Source organism: Myroides phaeus (genome assembly GCF_009799805.1).
GTDB lineage: Bacteria > Bacteroidota > Bacteroidia > Flavobacteriales > Flavobacteriaceae > Flavobacterium > Flavobacterium phaeum_A.
Genome location: NZ_CP047050.1, coordinates 848,665 through 869,311 on the forward strand (window position 1 = coordinate 848,665; position 20,647 = coordinate 869,311).

Genomic DNA, 20,647 nt, shown 5'->3' on the forward strand with positions numbered 1-20,647 from the left:
TTAGGATTCTATAAAACAAAAAAGGCACTCTTCAATAGAGTGCCTTTATATGACCAAAAAATCATTTATATTGTAACAGTAAATATTGTTCCTTTGTTTACTTGTGATTGTACATCAATTGTTCCTTGATGTAACCTTATAATTTTATGAGTCAACGAAAGTCCTATTCCATTGCCATCAATTAGCTTACCATTTTCTCCTCGATAAAAAGGAGTAAAAAGATTATCTAAATCTTCCCTACTCATACCTATTCCTTCATCGGCAACTATTATCCTTAATTTATTTTCTGTATTCGAAATTGATATTTTACATTGTTGATCTTTAGAAAACTTACACGCATTTTCTAACAAATTCATTATCGCAACTTCTAACAGATAACTATTTCCTTTTATAGAAACCATTTCTTCACTATCTATCTTTTCATCAATCACAAAGTTGAACTTATAAGTTGGATTACTTTTTTGTAGTTTCTGACAAGCATCTAAAACAACCTCATCCATTCTAACAGATTTAAAAACAATCTCTGTTGGATCATAACTGGCTTTTGCAAAATCAAGTAAGCTATTTGATAATCGAACAATCTTTTTAGAATCTGCTAATGCATTTTCAATCGTCTTTACATAAGCATCAACCTCTTGCTCTTTTACTAATGCTAATTCAAGCTCTGCTATAATTGCAGCTAATGGTGTACGCAACTCGTGAGATATATTAGAGACAAACTGTTTTTGAGCATCAAAAGATTGCTCTAAACGATCCAACATTACATTAAAATTATTAGCTAAAGCTCCTAATTCGTCTCTGTTCTTTTCTGTACTAATACGAAGGTCTAAATTTGTAGCTGTTATATTATTTACCTCTTTATTCATTACTTTGATCGGTAATAATACACGATCAGCAAACAATCCTCCACAGATATAAATAACTATTAACGACACAATAGTTAACAAGGTAATGGTCAAAAACAAGTTGTGCATTTTTACATACCCATATTCATCTAAAGCCGTTGCTGTTAATACATAGTCCTTACCATTATAAGAATAAACCATTCCAATAACTTGCCAGTCATCTTGAAAATAATGCACTCTTTTTTGAGATATAATCTTATCAATCATTGACTTGGTTTCCTTAACCCTATCAATTTCTTCTGCATCGTGATATAACAATTTAAAATCTAAGTCATAAATTGCAACCTCAACTTCATTGATTACTTCACTGTTAAAACGATAAATCTTATGTAGTGTTGAAGGATTAACTTTTGCTTCAAAAAAAAGCTTTGCTTTAGTTATTCCCTCTTTTTCTAAAACTTCAAAAAACTCAACTTCTCTATTTTTGGAAGAAGACCAATAAACAACAACCACAAATACTAAAAGTATTGTAGCTACTAACAAAGTGAACCATAAAGTAAGTTTACCTTTAATTTTCATTGCCTTTTAATATAAAGCCCATACCTGATTTAGTATGAATAATTTTATTATTGGGGTCTATCTCTATTTTCTTGCGTAAATAGTTAATATAAACATCTATAAAGTTTGTTCCTGTATCAAAATGCGTATCCCAAACTTTCTCTGAAATCTCTGTTCTTGACAGTACCCTTTCCGGGTTCTCCATCATATATTGTAGTAAATTAAACTCTTTAGGGGTAAGATGTATATCAACACCACCTCGTTTAAAAGATTTCTCATTTAGATCTAATTCCAAGTCAGCATACTTTAACACATTTGATTCTGCTGTTTGCAAATGTTCAAAACGCTTTAACAATGCTCTTATTCGAACATATAGCTCTCTTATCTCAAATGGTTTTACTAAATAATCATCTGCTCCAGCATCAAACCCTTCTACTTTATCATCAGTTGTTCCTAAAGCCGTTAACATAATTATTGGAATCTGAGGCAACTCCTTTTTGATGTCCTTACACAAATCTATCCCATTAATTTTAGGAAGAACTACATCTGTAATTATAAGACTATACTCCTTTTGCAAGGCTAATTTCTTCCCCATATAGCCATCATAGGCTAAATCTACTTCAAAACTTTGCTCTTCAAGACTTCGACGCAACAATTCTGCAACGCGTAAATCATCTTCTATAACTAATATCTTGTTCAAAACCAGAAACTTTTTTTTCGTGACACAAGTTAACTCTTTTTTTAAAAAGCCCCTCAGAATTAACCTAATACCATAAAAAAATCGCTCAAGCTATGTTGTAGCCTGAGCGATAACAGAAATAATAAAAACTTTACTTGCTGCTGCCTAATAATAAAATCTCAGCAACATCAATTTCGGTAACATAGCGCTTATTACCATCTTTATCTTCAAAGCTACGGTTAACTAACTTACCTTCAACAGCAACCTCTCTCCCTTTATCAACAAACTTTTCAACAATCTCTGCTCGCTTTCCCCAAACAACTATATCGTGCCATTGGGTTGTCTCTATTCTATCTCCTTTTTCATTATACGAAACCTCATTAATTGCAATAGAGAAAAATGCCCTTTTTCTATTTTCGCCATAAACTTTAACTTCAGGTGTTTGTCCAACTCGCCCTATTAATTGAACACGATTTTTTAATGAACTCATAATTTTTAGTTTTTGTTAATTTTAAAATATCAATTTTATTAATCAACAGAACCTATATCAAAAATAACACCCATTTTTAACAAATATTTGAATGTTAATATATTTTCTTTAGTTATATTGCTTTTGTATAATTTGTACATTACAAAACAAAAATAAATATGGAAACTACTATCAATAAAGTAGAGTTAAGAACTTTACAAATTGACGATTATCTTGAATTAAAGAAATCTATGTTAGAGTCTTATAAAGGACTTGAAGATTCTTATTGGAATAAAGATGAAATCGAACAGTTATTAAAAGTATTTCCTGAAGGACAATTAGTTGTATTAGTTGACGGTGTTGTTGTTGGCTCAGCTTTATCACTAATCATTGATGAAAAGCAGGCTATGTCTGCTCATACTTATGATCAGATCACCGGATTCTCAACTTTCAATACTCATAATCCTGAAGGAAGTGTTTTATATGGAATTGACGTATTCATACATCCTAAATACAGAGGTTTAAGACTTGGAAGACGTTTATATGACGCAAGAAAAGAAATGTGTGAACAATTGAATTTAAAATCAATTATTTTCGCAGGACGTATTCCTACTTACTCTAAATATGCCGCGGAATTAACGCCTAAGCAATACCTTGACAAGGTTAGAAAAAAAGAAATTCACGATCCTGTGATGTCTTTCCAATTGGCGAATGACTTCCATATGGTTCGTTTAATGCGTAATTATTTAGAAGGAGATATCAGTTCTAAAGAATACGCTGTTCTATTAGAATGGAATAACATCTATTACGAAAAAGATGTTCAATTAATTAATGCTAAAAAAAGTGTTATTAGACTGGGGCTTATTCAATGGCAAATGAGACCATTCAATGATTTACAAGAATTCTTTGACCAAGCTGAATTCTTTATCAATGCTGTTTCTGATTACGAAAGTGACTTTGCAATGTTCCCTGAGCTTTTTACAGCTCCATTAATGGCAGACTACAATCACTTATCTGAAGCGGATGCTATTCGTGAGTTAGCTCGATATACTGATGACATTAGAAAGAAATTCCAAGAGTTTGCTATTTCTTATAACATCAATATCATTACAGGTAGTATGCCTTATTTAATTGATGGTACATTATATAATGTTGGTTTCTTATGTAAAAGAGATGGTACTTACGAAATGTATGCAAAAATACATATTACACCAAACGAAGTACACCATTGGGGTATGACAGGTGGTTCTAAAATTCAAACTTTCGATACAGATTGTGGTAAAATCGGTATTATGATTTGTTACGATGTTGAATTCCCTGAACTTTCTCGTTTACTTTCTGACCAAGGAATGGACATCCTTTTCGTTCCTTTCTTAACGGATACACAGAATGGTTATACACGAGTAAGAAACTGTGCAGCAGCCAGAGCTATTGAAAACGAGTGCTATGTTGCAATTGCAGGTTGTGTTGGTAACTTACCTAAAGTAAACAATATGGATATACAGTTTGCGCAAGCTGCAGTATTAACACCTTCTGACTTTGCTTTCCCTACAAATGGGGTAAAAGCAGAAGCAACTCCTAATACAGAGATGACGTTAATCGTAGATGTGGATGTTGACTTACTTAAAGAACTACACGAACACGGAAGTGTTAAGATTAAAAAAGATAGACGTTTAGATCTTTATCAAATCAATAAATTAAAATAATACTCTTTCAAAAGAAAGTTTTAAGCCGGATTAGGAATTATCTTAATCCGGCTTTTTATTATCCGAACACTTTTTTATTCTCTGAAGTAACACGAAACAAAAAACACCTAAAATACAGAGAACATTAATTACATAACTTGTATATTTACAACCACTTAAGTTATTGGCAAGAAACTTGTGACTCAAAATATTCTCTAAAAATATTACATTATGAAAAAAACACTAATAATCTCCTCTTTACTTACAGTAGCTGTTATAATGAGTAGCTGTTATAAAGATGAAGAATTAGACACAAATGCAGATATTCTTGAAGCTTATATTCCTTCAGAGTATTTAAAAACAGACCCTATTATTACGAATACAACAATTGAATTTAAAGTCAAATCTAATATAGACTTAGGAAAACAATCTCCTTTTTTTATTATATCTCCTAATGCTACTATGGACCCTCCAAATGGAACAACAAGAGATTTTAGTACAGCTCAAAAAGTTACAATTACTGCACAAGATCGTACTTGGAAGAAACTTTATACTGTTAGCTTTACTACTGATGAGCTAAGTTCAAGCTATACATTTAACAATGCCGAACTAACAAATAATGATCGATACTATCGCTTTTTTGAATATGGCTCTAATGGTGATAAAATATATGATTGGGATAGCGGTAACGCTGGTTATGCAACAGTCGCAGGTAAACTTCCTCCTGAAAGTTACCCTACAGGTATTGCCCCAGGAAGAAATGGCGGTCTTGCTGCCAAAATGCAAACCGTTTATACCTCACCATTAGCTGAGATTACTAAAAACCCAATTGCTGCGGGAAACCTTTTTATAGGGAGCTTCCAATTTGCAGGAATATCTAAACCTCTAAAATCAACACGATTTGGATTACCATATGAAGGAAATATGCCAAAATCATTAAGAGGTTATTTTAAATACAAAGCTGGTGATGTTGTTACAGATAAATATTTTAAACCTGTACCTAATAAAAAAGATTACTTTGATATTTATGCTATCTTATTTGAGAGTCGTTCTAAAGAGAATTACTTAGATGGTTCACATCAATTTAAAGATCCAAGAAATGTTGCCATTGCACGTGTACCTCAAGAACAGCGTATCGAAACAGATAAATGGACTGAATTTAATGTTCCCTTCGAGTTAGTAGCAGGTAAAACTTTTGACCCTGAAAAAAGCTATGTTCTCGCTATTGTAATGACATCCAGTATTGAAGGTGATGAATTTACTGGCGCAATAGGAAGTACCTTAATTGTAAATGAAATTGAACTTGTATATGACATTAAATAAGACACAATGAAAAACATAAAACTATATATAGCTCTACTTGCAAGTTCTATCTTTTTAACGGTACAACCTGCTTTTGCACAAGAAGAACAACAACTTTCAAATTTTAAAGAGTTCTTCAATAAAAATATAACATACCAAGTTCGTGCTCAATTTAGTATTGGAGGAAGTAGCCCTATGGGAATGCCAGCACAAATTAGAGAAATAAACAGCTATAACCCTACATTGCAAATTGGTTTAGAAGCGAATGCTACCAAGTGGTTTACAGACCAACAAAAATGGGGAATACGTACTGGGATACGCTTTGAAGGAAGAGGTATGAAAACTGATGCCAGAGTAAAAAACTATTACACGCAAATTGACGAAGATCACGGTAAACAAACAAAAGGTTACTTCACTGGAAACGTAAAAACTAATATGAAAAACTCTTATGTTACTTTCCCTGTGCTTGTAGTATTTAATGCTACAGAAAACTGGAATGTTTACGGGGGGTTTTACTTTTCTGGATTAATAGACAAAGACTTTAATGGATATGTATATGATGGTGTATTAAGAGAAGGAACTCCTATAGGTGAAGTCGTTCCTTTTGAAGGTGACGACAAAGGACATTACAACTTTTCTCAAAACTTAAATAGGTTTCAATGGGGAACACAATTGGGTGGTGAGTATAAAATGAACAAACATTTTAAACTATTTGCTGATCTAAACTGGGGACTTAATCCTCTTTTTGAAAGTAGCTTTGATGCTATCTCATTCTCAATGTATAACATTTACCTAAATATGGGCTTCGGATATACATTCTAACTGAAAATTCATTTAACACAATACCAACAAGGGATTAAGTATTTTGCTTAGTCCCTTGTTCGTTTATTCTTGTTTTTTTAAGTATTTAATAATGTTTCTGAACTTGTTTCACAATAAAACCTCAATAAAACCAACACTCATAAGGTTTCAATTATTGATTATCTACTAATAATTATCAATTCATTAATAATACATATCTTTTTACGAAAACTATCCATCATTTTAAAAGTCGTAACTTTGCGAGCTTTATTTATCAATCTCTATTTATTTCTAGAAAGAGTGATAAATCTTTATAAAACAAAAACTAACATAATAAAACCCATGAGAAAAAACTACTTAATTTTTTCCCTATTAACTCTAATAGGAATCATGCTAACTTCTTGTATTAAAGAAGAAGCAGCTGATCAAAGAGCTGATATTTTAGCTGCTACTTTTGAAAATCAAAAAGAATTTTTGCTAACTGACCCTATCATTGAAAACGAATCTGTTGTATTCAGATTAAAACAAAACAATGATAATATGACTTTTGCTCCTAAGTTCACACTTACTCCTGGTTCTACTATCGTCCCTGCAAATGGTTCTATACATGATTTTTCTAAAGAAGCCGTAACATACACTGTAACTTCTGAAAGTGGGCAATGGAAAAAAACATATACTGTTTCTTTTATTAGAAGTGATTTCCCTACTTACTTTTCAATGGATAACTATCGTTTAAATAAAGCACCTGATACTTTACCTTATGATCCGAATAGAATATACGATTCTAGTGTATATACAGAATTCTTAGAGTATTTACCTGGTAGTGACGGAAAACAAAACCCTATTTGGTCAAGTGGTAACTCTGGTTTTTCAATAGTGCCTGCAGGTACTTTAAAACTAACTAACCCAAGTGGATACCCTACAACTGTCACTTTGGATGGTTACAAAAAAAGTGGCGTATTATTACAAACTATATTAACTGGTTTAGATCATAGTATGTCTGGGGTCTTTAAAATGCCTGGTATTGCTGCTGGAAATATCTTTGCTGGTAGTTTTAAATTAGAAATATTCTCTCCTGCAAAATCACCAAAATTTGGTATTCCTTATAATACAAAACAAAAACCTGCTGCTTTAAAAGGTTATTATAAATACAAAGCAGGTGATTTCTTTGGTAATAAAAACGAATTTGCATTAAAAGACTTAGATAAAGATACTTGGGATGGTTATGCTATTCTTTTTGAAAAAACAGAAAAAAATAACTTCTTAGCAGGCGATCATAATTTCAAAAGTGATAAAATGGTAATGGTTGCAAGAGTAGATTCAAACTTATACTCTGAAACTGATACTTGGACTGCTTTTGAAGCTCCTTTTAAACTTCTTGAAGGAAAAACCTTCGATTCAACGAAAGAATATATGATTGCCATTGTATTTACGTCAAGTATTCAAGGTGGTGATTTTAGAGGTGCTATTGGTAGTACACTTTATATTGATGAAGTAGAATTAATTCTTGAAGACAACTAATTCTAAATCCTAACAAACTTTTATAATGAAATATATTTATATAGCAATTTTTGCACTTATTTCTTCAATCGGTTTTGCACAAACAGCTGAAGAAAAAACAGTTGAATTAACTACTGAAAATACAAATGCTTTTCTCAACTTCTTCAAAGATAATATGGACTATCAAGTTCGTGCTCAGTTTAGTATTGGAGGAGCAAGTCCTTTAGGATTACCAAGAGAAATTAGAACACTTGATAGCTACAACCCAACCCTTCAGTTAGGTTTAGAAGCTAATGCTACTAAATGGATTACAGAAGATCAAAAATGGGGTGTACGTGTTGGAGTTCGTTTTGAAGGTAAAGGAATGAAAACAAGAGCAAGAGTAAAAGATTACTTAACTCGTATTGAACAAGACAATACCGAATTAACAGGTTACTACAATGGACGTGTTTACACTCACGTTAAAAATACTTATGTTACTTTCCCTGTGTCTGCAGTTTATAAAATAAACCAAAAATGGAACGTTTACGGAGGTATATACTTATCAGGGTTAATTGACAAAAACTTTGATGGATATGTTTCTGATGGACAATTCAGAAAAGACACACCTATTGGTGAAGCAATTAACTTTGAAGGAGAAGCAAGAGCTCCTTATGACTTTTCTAAAGAAATAAATAGATTCCAATGGGGAACACAAGTTGGTGGTGAATGGAAAATGAATAATCATTTCAAACTATTTGCTGATATGACTTATGGTTTCAATGGTGTTCTTGACAAAGACTTTGAAGCGATCTCTTTCTCAATGCACAACATTTACTTAAACTTAGGTTTTGGATATAAATTCTAACACCAAAATATACCAATAAAAAAGGCTTGCAATTGCAAGCCTTTTTTTATTTTACTCTTTCTTATTTGACTAATACTTGATCTGCTACCTTAGTAGTACCATCTATCTCTTCTGTGATATCTAATCCAAGAATCTTAGCTATTAATGGATATACATCTACATTTTCAAATGTTGCAATCTTCTCTCCTTTTTTAATTTGAGGTCCTGAAGCAATAAAAATAGCATGCATCTCTTTAACTGTATTTGGATCAAAACCATGACTTCCAGCTAACTTTCTATTTGTAAAGTAATAAGGTGGTTCTGCTGTAATAACAATATCTCCTACTCTACCAAAACGATCATTGTCTCCTCCAAAATTAAACTCTTTTGGTAAATCAGCCTTCTTAAACACTTTCATCAATTTACTATCAGCCGCTTTCTGAATCTTTTTATACCATTTATTGATGTCTTTCTTATTGTTTACAAAAACACTCATATAAGTACCATTACTAACTAAAGTAAGCTCATCTTTTTCTACTTTCATTGGGAACTGCAATAGCGTTTCTTGATCTAACGCAAGCATTCCGTGATCCGAAACAACAACAAAGTTCACTGGTAAACCTGTTTTACTAACCTCAGCTACTAATTTCTCAATTGATCTATCTGCATATTGTACTGCCTCTTCTGTTTCTTTTGCATCAGGACCGTACGTATGCCCTGCGTGATCTACCTCTGGTAAATAGAAAGTAATAAAGTGTGGACGTTTTTCTTCTGGTAAACTCAACCATTTTACTACTTCTGCAATACGTGTATCCATTTCAAACTTCTCTGAATAACCGTAATAATATGAAGGATATGTATCTTTAATTGGAGCCTCTGACCCTGGCCAATAATAACAAGCACTCATCATTCCTTGTTGTTCTGCTAAAACCCATAATGGAGTACCTCCGTACCAAGCTGGATTGTGAACTGCTTTATAATTTCTAAGTGAATAACGCTCTTCAATCTTTGGATCAAAGATATTATTCCCTACTAAACCATGGTGTGCTGGATACAACCCTGTAGCAATTGTATAATGATTTGGAAAAGTAACTGATGGATAAGATGGTTGCATTGACTCTGCTCTAACTCCTTCTTCCCCTAATTTCTTTAAAAACTTGCTATCAAACTTTTCAATATAATCATATCTAAATCCATCAATAGAGATTAAGATTACATAAGGCTTTTCAAACTGTTTTGGATCATTCACACGATTCTCTGTAACAATTTGTTTTTCTGTTTCTTGTGCATTTGCTGTAGAGAAAACCTCTCCTACAAATGAAAACAAGACTAAGGATAAAAGTAATTTTTTCATGTTGTTTTGTATTTCGTAATCAAATATCTATAGATAAATTTATCCATACAAAGTAATTGCTTATTTTTATAACTATTTTAAAACAATAGCCTTTATTATGAAACAAATAAGCATTCTTGGATGTGGTTGGTTAGGAACACCTTTAGCCGAGCAATTACTTAAAAGAGATTACGTGATTAAAGGGTCTACTACAAGTCTTTCTAAAATGAATATGTTAGAAGACTTAAATATTAAACCATATCATATCGACATTTACCACAATAACTTAGAATATATAGACTACTTTCTTAAAGGTTCTGAATTGTTAATCATTACAATTCCTCCTATTAGAGAAGAGACACAGCCTTCTTATGCTGATAATTTTAAGAAAATAACCCCTTATATTAAGAGACACAACATCAAACAAGTCATTATGATGAGTTCTGTTTCTATATATGCTCCTTCTTCAGAAGTTATTACTGAGTTATACAATTCTTACTCTAATGAGCCAACTGCCAAACAAATTAGAGATGCAGAAAGCGTTTTACTTTGTGATCCAAGCATCAATGCTTGTATCTTAAGATTAGGTGGTTTATTTAGTGCCGATAGAAAACCAGTAAATTACATTGCTAAGAAAGAGTTCTTAGATAATCCTGATTTACCAATTAATATGATTCACCTTGAAGACATTTTAGCATTTTCAATGGCGATTATAGAAAAGGGGTTCAACTCAAATTGTATTTACAATATTGTATCTCCTAACTATGAAAGCAGAAAAGACTACTATTCTAAAGAAGCAAAAAAACACAATATAACGCTGCCTCCTTTAGGTGAAAACAATTGGGATACTCGCCGTAAGATATCTGGCCAAAAAATAAGTGAGTTTACCAACATAGATTATAAATACTAAATCACATCTCTTATTTTGATTCTGAAATTAGAAAAGATTCTTTTGATGTGTTTTACATTAATTTAACGCCTATTTTTCAGTATCTTGTAAGAAGTATGAAAGCTATTCATTATGAAGAAGATATTATTCCCAACTGATTATTCAGAAACAGCAAATAACGCTTTTAAGTATGCTTTACAATTAGCGGATTATAGCGATGCTGAACTATATGTAATACACGTTTATGACCCTCCAGTAATTTCAGGAGGTATTAGTCCGCATCTTGTGGATAATGTTATTAAGAAAAATGACTTTGAAAAGCTTGAACAACTTCACGCCAATAGTCCAACACTTATCGCTTTAAGAAAAGAGCTTAATTTAGAACACGTAGAAGTATTCTTTAAAGTAAAAGAAGGATTATTAATTCCTGAAATTCAAAATGCAATCCTTGAAAACAATATTGATTTTATTGTGATGGGGACAGATGGAGTTAATGCAAGTTTTCACAAAAAAATATTAGGTTCAAATACTGTAAATACAATCTCTAAAGTTGATATTCCCGTTTTGAGTATTCCTAAAGAAGCTGAATTTAAAAATATTGAAAACATTGTTTTTACAACTCGCTTAGAAGAAGAGGAAGAAGAAACATTAGAAGACTTAATTGAAGCTGCAAATAAACTTAATGCTAAGTTAAGTTGTGTTTATGTAAGTACTAAAAAGAAGCCCGATTGCAATGCGGTTTACAACAAATGGAAAGAAAAGTATAAAAACGAACCTGTTTCATTCCATCTTTTTAATACAGATAAAATAGAAAAGGTGCTACTTGACTTTATCACAAGTGAAAAAGTTGACTTAGTTGCTACTGTAAAGCAAAATAAAAGCTTTTTAGAGAGAGTTCTTTCAAAAAGCATAACTCAACACCTTGCTAAACATTTAAAGGTACCATTCTTTGCTTATAAAGCGAAAAAGAAATAAAAAAGGGAGCTAATGCTCCCTTTTTATATTTATACTTTCTTGAAAACTAATTTCAAATCCATTAATCTAATACCATCTCTGGCACATCTCCTTCAATAATTAAAGTTACTTCAGAAGCTTTAATAATGTCCTCAACTGTAACACCCGGAGCGCGCTCTAATAATTTAATCCCTTCTGATGTTACTTCAAGAACGGCCAATTCAGTTACAATCTTCTTCACACATTTTACTCCTGTCAATGGCAAGCTACATTCTTTAAGAATCTTTGACTCCCCTTTCTTGTTTACGTGCATCATTGCTACAATGATATTCTCTGCTGAAGCAACTAAATCCATTGCTCCTCCCATTCCCTTCACCATTTTACCTGGAATCTTCCAATTGGCAATATCTCCTTGCTCAGAAACCTCCATAGCGCCTAATATAGTCAAATCTACGTGCTTTCCTCTAATCATACCAAAACTTGTAGCCGAATCAAAAAAAGATGCTCCTGCTAAGCTTGTAATCGTTTGTTTTCCGGCATTGATTAAATCTGCATCTTCTTCTCCTTCAAAAGGAAAAGGTCCCATTCCTAAGATACCGTTCTCACTTTGAAACTCAACATTCATTCCTTCTGGAACATAATTAGCTACTAATGTTGGAATACCAATTCCTAAGTTTACATAAAAACCATCTTGTAACTCTTTTGCTATACGCTTTGCGATACCTACTTTATCTAACATAATACTAATTTAAAGGTGAATTAATTTTTTGTGCGAACTGTACGTTGTTCAATTCTCTTCTCGTATTTCTCTCCTTGAAAAATACGCTTAACAAAAATTCCAGGAACGTGAATCTCATTAGGATCCAACTCTCCAGCTGGCACAAGCTCTTCAACTTCTGCTACTGTAATCTTTCCTGCACCTGCCATACAAGCATTAAAATTTCTTGCTGTACCTTTAAATATTAAGTTACCTGCTTCATCACCTTTCCACGCTTTTACAATTGCAAAATCTGCTTCAAATGCGTGTTCTAATATATGTGGTTTTCCATTAAAATCACGAACTTCTTTTCCTTCTGCCACCTCAGTTCCAAACCCTGCTGGTGTATAAAATGCAGGAATACCCATTTGTGCTGCTCTACACTTTTCTGCCAATGTTCCTTGTGGTGTTAATTCTACATCTAACTCCCCTGATAACATCTGTCTTTCAAACTCTGCATTTTCTCCCACATAAGAAGAAATCATCTTCTTAATCTGATGTTTTTGCAACAATAGCCCTAATCCAAAATTATCCACTCCCGCATTGTTAGAAATACACGTTAATCCAGTAACATTTTTTCTGACTAATTCAGCAATTGAATTCTCTGGTATCCCACAAAGTCCAAAACCACCAAGCATAATGGTCATATCATCTTTTATATCTGCTAACGCCTCTTGAACGTTTGCTACTTTTTTATTAATCATAGTTTCTTGGTTTTAGAATAGGCACCTAAAATACAAAAAAAAACGCCTTTAAAAAAAGGCGTTTTTCTATATTAAAAATCAAATTCATCAGTGGATGTTTCTCCTCCTTCAACTTGATCATCAGTCTCTGGTTGAACTACTTTAGTACAATCAACTCGAATTGATAAGTTTTCCGGCACTTTAAATCCTTCTCTTGAAACGTGTAATGTTTTATCAGCATAACATTTATTCATAAATATACCCCAGATTGGCAAAGCTAATGTAGCCCCTTGTCCGTAAGTCATTGTTCTAAAATGAGCTGCTCTATCATCGTTTCCAACCCAAATACCTGTAGCTAAATCAGGGACCATTCCGATAAACCATCCATCACTATTGTTCTGACTCGTTCCTGTTTTACCAGCAATTGGATTGGTAAACTTATATGGGTGACCTGTTACTCGTTTGTATCCTGCTCCTTGCCAAGTTGTACGTAAACGCACCCCTGAACCTGACTCTGTAACTCCTTCCAGTAATTTAATAATTGCATAGGCAACATCTTTACTTAAGACATCTCTTGTTTCTGGAATAGCATTAAACAAAATAACACCGTTTTTATCTTCAATACGTGTAATAAACGTAGGCTTAATATAAACACCTTGATTAGCAAAAGTACTATAAGCCGCAACCATATCACTTACTGTAATATCTACAGCTCCTAATGCGATTGCAGGACTTTGAGGAATATCCGCAGACACTCCTAAATCTCGTGTCATATCAATAACCGCTTTCGGCCCTACTTTGTCCATCAACTTAGCTGTAACTGTATTTACAGATCCAGCAAGTGCTTGTTTCAACGTCATAATACCTCTATACGAACGATTAGAGTTTTGTGGACTCCAATCCTTGCTGATTCCATGACGTCCTTTAGGCATCGTAAAAGGCGAGTCAATAATAGAGTCACAAGGTGAATAGTGCAATTGTTCTATTGCTGTAGCATATACGAACGGTTTAAACACAGAACCTACTTGTCTTGCTCCTTGACCTACGTGGTCATATTGGAAGTGCTTATAATTAATCCCTCCAACCCAAGCTTTGATATGTCCTGTTTGAGGCTCCATCGCCATCATACCAGCTTGTAAGAAATGCTTGTAATATAAAATTGAATCACGAGGAGTCATAACAGTATCTCTTTCACCTTTCCAAGAGAATATGCGCATTTTTGTTTTTACTTCAAATGAACTTACTATCTCTTTTTCAGATTTACCTTGTGCAGTCATCTGTCTCCATCTTTCTGAAGACTTCATTGCACGTCTTATAATACCATCATACTCTGATTGATTAATCTTATAAAACGGAGCCATCTTATTGTTCTTTTGATCAATAAAAAACTCTTCTTGTAAGTTTGAAATATGTGCTTCTACTGCTTGCTCTGCATACTTTTGCATACGTGAGTCAATAGAAACATAAATCTTTAAACCATCTCTATAAATATCATACGTTTTTCCGTCTTTCTTAGGATTCTCTTTTACCCAACGACGCATATAATCACGAAGGTATTCACGGAAATATGTTGCCAAACCTGCTTTATGACTTTCAGGAGTGAAATTTAAAGCTAATGGTTTCCCTTGTAAAGTAGCACTCTCTTCTTGTGTAATAAAGCCATTTCTGGCCATTTGATGAAGTACAACATTTCTACGTTTTTGTACTAATTCTGGTCTTCGAACAGGATTGAAATAAGCAGGGTTTTGCAACATCCCTACAAACATAGCTGCTTCATCAATTGATAAGTCTTTAGGTTCTTTTCCTAAATATACACGCGTTGCCGAACGAATACCAACTGCATTATTAACAAAATCTGCTTTGTTTAAATACATCGTTAGAATCTCCTCTTTCGTATACTGTCTTTCTAATTGGATAGCGATAACCCATTCCTTACCCTTTTGCATAATACGCTTAGGTAAGCTACGAGATCCTTCTCCGTGAAATAGCAATTTAGCTAACTGCTGTGTTATTGTACTTGCTCCTCCACTACTTCCTACAGAAGTAACTGCACGCAACGTACCTCTTGCATCAATACCTGAATGCGTTCTAAATCGCTCGTCTTCAGTTGAAATTAATGCATTAACTAAATAATCTGGTAAATCTTCATATTTAACTGGTACTCTATTCTCTAAATAGAACTTACCTATAGTTTTTCCATCAGAAGAAATTACTTCTGTAGCAATATTACTTGCTGGATTTTCTAAGTCATCAAAGGTTGGCATCGGGCCAAAAACCCCCCAAGATGCGCATAAGAAAAAGAAAACTACAGCGGCAATACCACCTAAAAATAATAACCAAAAAGCTTTTAAATACCCTTTATAGCTGGTAGTTTGCTTTTTTTCTTTTTTGTTTTGTTGTTTTGTACTCATAAAGTATGACTAACTTCTTCCTTTTTATTCGCTTTTTTCAATTCGGAATCCAACTTCTGAAATTCCGTCTAAGGCATTAACACCTTCTATTTGACCAAGTTCCCTTACAACTTGCTCTATTGTAAACTTATAGTTTCCTGACTCAGGGAATTTATACCCTTCTTTCAGCCATAATTTACTCTCTTTTACATCTGCAAATCCCGTTCCTAATAATGTTCCATCAGGCTTAGCCATTTGAAACTGAAGTGTATCCACAACAATATCATTATTAGGTTGATATGTTTTTAATATCACAAAAATATTACTAAAAGGATAATCCTTATTAGCACGAAGATTCATATACAAATCATAATCTTGAACTGTATCTTTTACTTCATAAACGAATGCTTTTACATCTTCTTTTGTCCAGCGCCCTTCCGTCCCTTGATATTGATCAAAAACAATATTAGGATTTTGTTGACAAGACACCATAGTCAGACATAAAACACTCAATATCAATAAATAATTACTAATTTTCAGCATTTGAATTATTACTTGACGAATTGTTATTTCTTGGTGTTTTATTTCTATTAGGACGATTAACTCTTGGTGTTTTCGCTTCCTTATTTGCGTTAGTTGAATCCGCTGATTCTTTTGCAACAGGCTGATTATTACCCTCTTTAACCTTATCCTTATTTGTATTCGTATTTGGACGCTCTGTTTTATTCTTTACGCGAGGACGTTGTGGTTTAGGTCCCTTTCCTTCTTTGTCATTAGTTCTAACAGGTCTTTCCTTTTGCTCACCAACATTCTCCTTTTTAGAACCTTTTGGTTCCTCTTGTCCTTTTGTTTTTTTATTACGTGTTGTTTTCTTCTTTCTCTTAGGCTGATCAAAACGAGTTACACTATCGTGTTCTGCTGCAACTTCAAAATCAGTTGTTTCAACCTCAATCTCGCTCATATAACTTTCTAACTCTAAACCTTTTTCATCACGTTTATTTAGAGCTAAAATTTCTTTTACGTGACTTGTATCTAATACATACCAATTTGCAGAATTGTTGATATAAGCAAACCACATCTGCCCTTTAAAAATATCTATTTTCTGACAAATAGCTAATCCTTTAACTGTCATTAATTTAGTATCTGAATCTGGCATATCTTTCAATGCTTCCAAATACGTATCTAATTCAAAGTTTAAACAACATTTCAACTTACCACATTGCCCAGCAAGCTTTTGAGGATTTAATGATAATTGTTGGTAGCGAGCAGCAGATGTATTAACACTTCTAAAGTCTGTCAACCAAGTTGAACAACACAATTCTCTACCACAAGAACCTACTCCTCCTAAACGAGCTGCTTCTTGTCTAAATCCAACTTGTTTCATCTCGATACGAATACTAAACTCACGAGCGAAATCTTTAATCAACTGTCTAAAGTCAACACGCTCACTTGCTGTGTAGTAAAAAGTTGCCTTTGAAGCATCTCCTTGAAACTCGACATCAGAGATTTTCATCTCTAAATTTAGAGCAATTGCCATTTCACGAGCACGAACTTTTACTTTCTCTTCTCTTGCTCTCGCTTCTTGCCAAATATCAATGTCTTTTTGTGTTGCTTTTCTATATATTTTTAGGATCTCACCATTGGGATCAGCTTTCTTTTTCTTCATTTGAACTTTTACAAGTTCTCCCGCTAATGATACAATACCAATATCGTGTCCAGGAGAAGACTCTGTCGCTACAATATCTCCAATACTTACTGTAAGTTCTTTTGGATAGCGATAAAAATCCTTACGTCCGTTTTTAAAACGTACTTCAACTATATCATAAATCTCGGTTCCAGTAGGATAAACCATATTGGATAACCAATCAAAAACTGCTAATTTATTACAACTGTCTGTTCCGCACGTTCCATTACTTTGACATCCTCTCGGCGTCCCACTACTATCTTTTCCTGTTGAACAATTTGTACAAGCCATCTACTTTTTTTTATATATTGATCTCTATAAAGAGAGTTATTTTTAATTTTACTCGCTGTAAAGATACTATTTTTACAAGTTCCTTTTAGAATTTTTTATTCTACTACCTTATAACCACTTTTACTACACTTCCTATTTACTTAACTTTCATTAAAACAAATATTTACTATTCCTTTTAATATCCATTTTTCTATATCCTAATGCAAGAATGATTGCGAAATTGACAGTTTTTCCTAATTCACACTTTTTTAGCGTTAAAAGGTTTTATTCAGCTATTTATAAAAAATCAACCCTTAATAAAACAGCACATTTCTCAAATCATTTAATCTATAAATTATTGGCCGTTAAATCCAACCTTAATACATTAAATTCTCACGCGACAGCAAACTTCTTAATGATAAAAATCACAATAACAAATGACTTGACCCTTCCTGAAATAACTGTACAGCTATAATAGGACGAGACAAGCTTATAATCAAATTAGACCTCACGATAGTTGTGATAGATTAACTCCTAATCAAGCGCACTTAAAAACAGGGGTGCTTCCTAAAAGATGGAAGAATTATTACAAGAATAAAACAGAGAAAAAAGAACTTGTACAGCAGTAATAGGATTACTGAAATAACTGTACAGTACAAAACAGGATTATCAACTATAACTGTACAGCTATAGTAGGACGAGACAAGGACGAGACAACAACTTTTAGTGATTTTTTCTTAATCATATAAATAGTGCTTGTATAGTGTATGTATAGTCTTTGTATAGTGCTTGTATACTTTCTATGTAAAAACATACAAGCACTATACATAAATTATATATAAAATATACAAACACCCTTGTAATGATTACATAAAAATTTACAAATGGTATTAAAAACAGCTATTTCCTAATTCTTCATTTCCTCAATTATTCAAGTCAATACAAAGTTGTTGATTATTAAATTCTGACAACAAGTTCATATTTCTCTTTTACATTGAATCCGTTACTAAACCAACATCTATTTCTAATCTATGACAGATTGTGATTCCATCTTATATATTAACTGTTAACTTACTGTACTGCTTTTGTTTTTTGTACATTTGAAAACTAAATTTAGTATATGTCAACGGATACAATTGGAATATTAGGTGCAATACCTCAGGAAGTAAATGGTATTATCAACCAACTTATAGACAGTAAAGTACACACCATTGGTAATCGTACTTATTACGAAGGAAAATTAGGACAACAAAAGGTAGTAGTTGTTTATTCGAGAATAGGAAAAGTAGCGGCGGCGGCAACAGTTGCAACGTTATTGTTAGAATTTAAGGTTTCTAAAATTGCCTTTATTGGTGTTGCTGGGGGAATTCACCCAGACGTGAAGGTTGGAGATGTTGTTATTGCAACTAATTTAGTTCAATATGATATGGATGCTTCTCCTTTGCGCCCTAAGTTTGAAATTCCGCTTTTAGGTAAAACGTTTTTTGATACAGACGAACAGTGGTCTAAAAACACCGAAATGCAAGTGCAGTCAATTCTGGCAATAGACAATTTACACAAAGTAGTTAGTAAAGAAGACCTTGCTCCGTTTAGTATTGAACAACCAAGAGTACATATGGGCACAATTGCGAGTGGAGACCAATTCTTTTCAACGAATGAACAGAAAGAAAATCTACAAAAACAATTACCTCAAGTATTGTGTGTTGAAATGGAAGGTGCTGCAGTAGCACAAGTTTGTTTTGAGTTTGAAGTGCCTTTTATTGTAATCAGAACAATATCTGACAATGCAAACCAAGAAGCGAGCTTTAGTTTTCAATCTTTTGTCGAAAAAATATCACTTGTTTACGGTAGAGAAATCATAAACAAAATGTTTGCATAAAGTAAAAAGGCCATTCCTACAAAAGTAGAAATGGCCTTTTTTATTTATTTAAATGGCTATTACTTAGCCTGTCTAATCAAGTAAATGTACACTGGGAAGTGGTCACTGAATCCAGGAACACCGTTAGTGTTTCTCAAAGGATAACCTTTGTATTGCCCTGTAGGCTGAACCATAAATGGTTTTTTATAAATTCTTGCTTTCCAAAAACTCCAAGAATCGTAGTTGTCATTTAAGTAAGGTTCTGTAACGATCATTTGATCAAAAACGTCCCAAGCATCTCTATAAGCTAAAGTACCCAAACCGTCTTTTGCCATTTTCTCCATTGGATTAAATAATCCACCCTTCTTAACATCTTTCTTATTCGCTTCAGTTTTAAGTACCTTTTTCATACTGTTATTATATGGTCCATCATTCATATCTCCCATTGTAATAACCTTTGCTTGTGGATTAATCTTATATAAAGAATCGATAATCTGTTTATTTAAAGCAGCAGCTGCCTCACGTAAAGGGCTACTTCTTTTTTCACCACCAACTCTTGAAGGCCAGTGATTAACGATGAAGTGTACTTCTTCTCCGTCTAATAACCCACTTACTAATAATTGATCACGTGTATAAATTCTCGCTCCTAACTCTCCTGTTTCTCTATTGATTTTTTTCATATCATAGATATACAAAGGATGTGCTGTAGAACTTGTAGGTTTAAAGTGTTTTTTAGAATATAACAATCCAACATCAATACCACGTCTGTCTGGAGAATCATAATGCTCAATTCCGTAATCACCTGGTAACATTTGTGGATCTCTTACAAGATCCTCCAACACTGCTCTATTTTCAACTTCGGCAACACCGATAATTGCAGGCATTTTAGTATTTTCATCAGTTCCTATCTGAGACATAACTCTCGCTAAGTTGCTGATTTTTTGATTGTATTTCTTAGAAGTCCAAGCTTGATCACCTGTTGGAGTCCATTCTTCATCATAGATTTTTGGATCTCTAATAGTGTCAAATAGGTTCTCGCAGTTGTAGAATGCGATTGTTTGAATCTCGTATTTTTTTTCCTGTGCTTGAGCCGCTAACCCCAAGAAAACAAGGAATAAAAATAGGTTGTGAAGTTTGATGTTCATGACCGTGTTAAGTTTAAGT

General features: G+C 33.1%; 18 protein-coding genes. 8 read left to right on the plus strand and 10 right to left on the minus strand.

Annotation, left to right across the window (positions count from 1 at the left end):
• Positions 1-65 precede the first annotated feature (65 nt).
• From GQS07_RS03885 to GQS07_RS03895, 3 genes are all read right to left on the minus strand, one after another.
• On the minus strand, positions 66-1,424 hold the full coding sequence (locus tag GQS07_RS03885) for a sensor histidine kinase (RefSeq protein WP_158209693.1): 1,359 nt from the start codon (positions 1,422-1,424) through the stop codon (positions 66-68).
• Positions 1,414-2,103, minus strand: a complete 690-nt coding sequence (locus tag GQS07_RS03890) for a response regulator transcription factor (RefSeq protein ID WP_158209694.1) — start codon at positions 2,101-2,103, stop codon at positions 1,414-1,416. The genes GQS07_RS03885 and GQS07_RS03890 overlap by 11 nt, the downstream gene beginning before the upstream one ends.
• Positions 2,104-2,233: 130 nt before the next feature.
• Entirely contained in the window at positions 2,234-2,572 is a 339-nt protein-coding gene (locus tag GQS07_RS03895) for a single-stranded DNA-binding protein (protein ID WP_158209695.1), read from the minus strand.
• Positions 2,573-2,730: 158 nt separating this feature from the next.
• On the opposite strand from GQS07_RS03895, the gene GQS07_RS03900 reads away from it, so the two are divergent.
• The 5 genes from GQS07_RS03900 (at position 2,731) to GQS07_RS03920 (ending at position 8,686) form a co-directional block, all read left to right on the plus strand.
• Positions 2,731-4,257 (plus strand): bifunctional GNAT family N-acetyltransferase/carbon-nitrogen hydrolase family protein, encoded by a 1,527-nt coding sequence (locus GQS07_RS03900; RefSeq protein WP_158209696.1) that lies wholly within the window; start codon positions 2,731-2,733, stop codon positions 4,255-4,257.
• A gap of 210 nt (positions 4,258-4,467) precedes the next feature.
• Positions 4,468-5,559 (plus strand): PCMD domain-containing protein, encoded by a 1,092-nt coding sequence (locus GQS07_RS03905; RefSeq protein ID WP_158209697.1) that lies wholly within the window; start codon positions 4,468-4,470, stop codon positions 5,557-5,559.
• Between the two features lie 6 nt (positions 5,560-5,565).
• On the plus strand, positions 5,566-6,360 hold the full coding sequence (locus GQS07_RS03910) for a porin family protein (protein WP_158209698.1): 795 nt from the start codon (positions 5,566-5,568) through the stop codon (positions 6,358-6,360).
• Between the two features lie 321 nt (positions 6,361-6,681).
• A complete protein-coding gene (locus GQS07_RS03915) occupies positions 6,682-7,860 on the plus strand; it encodes a PCMD domain-containing protein (protein WP_158209699.1) in 1,179 nt (392 codons plus the stop codon).
• Between the two features lie 25 nt (positions 7,861-7,885).
• Positions 7,886-8,686, plus strand: coding sequence for a porin family protein (locus GQS07_RS03920; protein ID WP_158209700.1), 801 nt, complete (start codon positions 7,886-7,888; stop codon positions 8,684-8,686).
• Between the two features lie 61 nt (positions 8,687-8,747).
• Here the strand turns inward: GQS07_RS03920 and GQS07_RS03925 are convergent, their stop codons facing one another.
• Positions 8,748-10,019 (minus strand): ectonucleotide pyrophosphatase/phosphodiesterase, encoded by a 1,272-nt coding sequence (locus GQS07_RS03925; protein ID WP_158209701.1) that lies wholly within the window; start codon positions 10,017-10,019, stop codon positions 8,748-8,750.
• A 97-nt stretch (positions 10,020-10,116) separates the two neighbouring features.
• Between GQS07_RS03925 and GQS07_RS03930 the strand changes: the two genes are divergently transcribed.
• A complete protein-coding gene (locus tag GQS07_RS03930) occupies positions 10,117-10,908 on the plus strand; it encodes an NAD(P)H-binding protein (RefSeq protein WP_158209702.1) in 792 nt (263 codons plus the stop codon).
• Between the two features lie 111 nt (positions 10,909-11,019).
• Positions 11,020-11,862, plus strand: a complete 843-nt coding sequence (locus tag GQS07_RS03935) for a universal stress protein (RefSeq protein WP_158209703.1) — start codon at positions 11,020-11,022, stop codon at positions 11,860-11,862.
• Between the two features lie 61 nt (positions 11,863-11,923).
• On the opposite strand, the gene GQS07_RS03940 is transcribed toward GQS07_RS03935, so the two are convergent.
• The 5 genes from GQS07_RS03940 to GQS07_RS03960 all read right to left on the minus strand — a co-directional run bounded on the left by GQS07_RS03940 (position 11,924) and on the right by GQS07_RS03960 (position 17,646).
• Positions 11,924-12,580: a CoA transferase subunit B gene (locus GQS07_RS03940; protein ID WP_158209704.1), complete on the minus strand. Its 657-nt coding sequence runs from the start codon at positions 12,578-12,580 to the stop codon at positions 11,924-11,926.
• Between the two features lie 20 nt (positions 12,581-12,600).
• On the minus strand, positions 12,601-13,302 hold the full coding sequence (locus GQS07_RS03945) for a CoA transferase subunit A (protein ID WP_090404392.1): 702 nt from the start codon (positions 13,300-13,302) through the stop codon (positions 12,601-12,603).
• A 71-nt stretch (positions 13,303-13,373) separates the two neighbouring features.
• Positions 13,374-15,692 carry a penicillin-binding protein 1A gene (locus tag GQS07_RS03950; protein ID WP_158209705.1) on the minus strand — a complete coding sequence of 773 codons (2,319 nt, stop codon included), beginning with the start codon at positions 15,690-15,692 and terminating at the stop codon, positions 13,374-13,376.
• Positions 15,693-15,716: 24 nt separating this feature from the next.
• The gene (locus tag GQS07_RS03955) at positions 15,717-16,214 is read right to left on the minus strand and encodes a gliding motility lipoprotein GldH (RefSeq protein WP_158209706.1); all 498 of its coding nucleotides are present in this window, start codon (positions 16,212-16,214) and stop codon (positions 15,717-15,719) included.
• The gene (locus GQS07_RS03960; RefSeq protein WP_158209707.1) at positions 16,201-17,646 is read right to left on the minus strand and encodes a stage 0 sporulation family protein; all 1,446 of its coding nucleotides are present in this window, start codon (positions 17,644-17,646) and stop codon (positions 16,201-16,203) included. Before GQS07_RS03960 ends, GQS07_RS03955 begins: the two co-directional genes overlap by 14 nt.
• A 1,099-nt stretch (positions 17,647-18,745) precedes the next feature.
• Between GQS07_RS03960 and GQS07_RS03965 the strand changes: the two genes are divergently transcribed.
• Entirely contained in the window at positions 18,746-19,504 is a 759-nt protein-coding gene (locus GQS07_RS03965; protein ID WP_158209708.1) for a 5'-methylthioadenosine/adenosylhomocysteine nucleosidase, read from the plus strand.
• 59 nt (positions 19,505-19,563) lie between these two features.
• Here GQS07_RS03965 and GQS07_RS03970 read toward each other — a convergent pair whose 3' ends face one another.
• The gene (locus tag GQS07_RS03970) at positions 19,564-20,628 is read right to left on the minus strand and encodes an endonuclease/exonuclease/phosphatase family protein (protein WP_158209709.1); all 1,065 of its coding nucleotides are present in this window, start codon (positions 20,626-20,628) and stop codon (positions 19,564-19,566) included.
• Between the last annotated feature and the right edge of the window lie 19 nt (positions 20,629-20,647).

What these genes read in the sequence shown, in the direction of transcription:
- GQS07_RS03950 (WP_158209705.1), bottom strand. Translation starts at nt 15,692, where the DNA reads ATGAGTACAAAACAACAAAACAAAAAAGAAAAAAAGCAAACTACCAGC.
- GQS07_RS03940 (WP_158209704.1), bottom strand. Translation starts at nt 12,580, where the DNA reads ATGTTAGATAAAGTAGGTATCGCAAAGCGTATAGCAAAAGAGTTACAA.
- GQS07_RS03900 (WP_158209696.1), top strand. Translation starts at nt 2,731, where the DNA reads ATGGAAACTACTATCAATAAAGTAGAGTTAAGAACTTTACAAATTGAC.
- GQS07_RS03955 (WP_158209706.1), bottom strand. Translation starts at nt 16,214, where the DNA reads ATGCTGAAAATTAGTAATTATTTATTGATATTGAGTGTTTTATGTCTG.
- GQS07_RS03970 (WP_158209709.1), bottom strand. Translation starts at nt 20,628, where the DNA reads ATGAACATCAAACTTCACAACCTATTTTTATTCCTTGTTTTCTTGGGG.
- GQS07_RS03915 (WP_158209699.1), top strand. Translation starts at nt 6,682, where the DNA reads ATGAGAAAAAACTACTTAATTTTTTCCCTATTAACTCTAATAGGAATC.
- GQS07_RS03930 (WP_158209702.1), top strand. Translation starts at nt 10,117, where the DNA reads ATGAAACAAATAAGCATTCTTGGATGTGGTTGGTTAGGAACACCTTTA.
- GQS07_RS03935 (WP_158209703.1), top strand. Translation starts at nt 11,020, where the DNA reads ATGAAGAAGATATTATTCCCAACTGATTATTCAGAAACAGCAAATAAC.
- GQS07_RS03920 (WP_158209700.1), top strand. Translation starts at nt 7,886, where the DNA reads ATGAAATATATTTATATAGCAATTTTTGCACTTATTTCTTCAATCGGT.
- GQS07_RS03960 (WP_158209707.1), bottom strand. Translation starts at nt 17,646, where the DNA reads ATGGCTTGTACAAATTGTTCAACAGGAAAAGATAGTAGTGGGACGCCG.
- GQS07_RS03885 (WP_158209693.1), bottom strand. Translation starts at nt 1,424, where the DNA reads ATGAAAATTAAAGGTAAACTTACTTTATGGTTCACTTTGTTAGTAGCT.
- GQS07_RS03910 (WP_158209698.1), top strand. Translation starts at nt 5,566, where the DNA reads ATGAAAAACATAAAACTATATATAGCTCTACTTGCAAGTTCTATCTTT.
- GQS07_RS03905 (WP_158209697.1), top strand. Translation starts at nt 4,468, where the DNA reads ATGAAAAAAACACTAATAATCTCCTCTTTACTTACAGTAGCTGTTATA.
- GQS07_RS03965 (WP_158209708.1), top strand. Translation starts at nt 18,746, where the DNA reads ATGTCAACGGATACAATTGGAATATTAGGTGCAATACCTCAGGAAGTA.
- GQS07_RS03945 (WP_090404392.1), bottom strand. Translation starts at nt 13,302, where the DNA reads ATGATTAATAAAAAAGTAGCAAACGTTCAAGAGGCGTTAGCAGATATA.
- GQS07_RS03925 (WP_158209701.1), bottom strand. Translation starts at nt 10,019, where the DNA reads ATGAAAAAATTACTTTTATCCTTAGTCTTGTTTTCATTTGTAGGAGAG.
- GQS07_RS03895 (WP_158209695.1), bottom strand. Translation starts at nt 2,572, where the DNA reads ATGAGTTCATTAAAAAATCGTGTTCAATTAATAGGGCGAGTTGGACAA.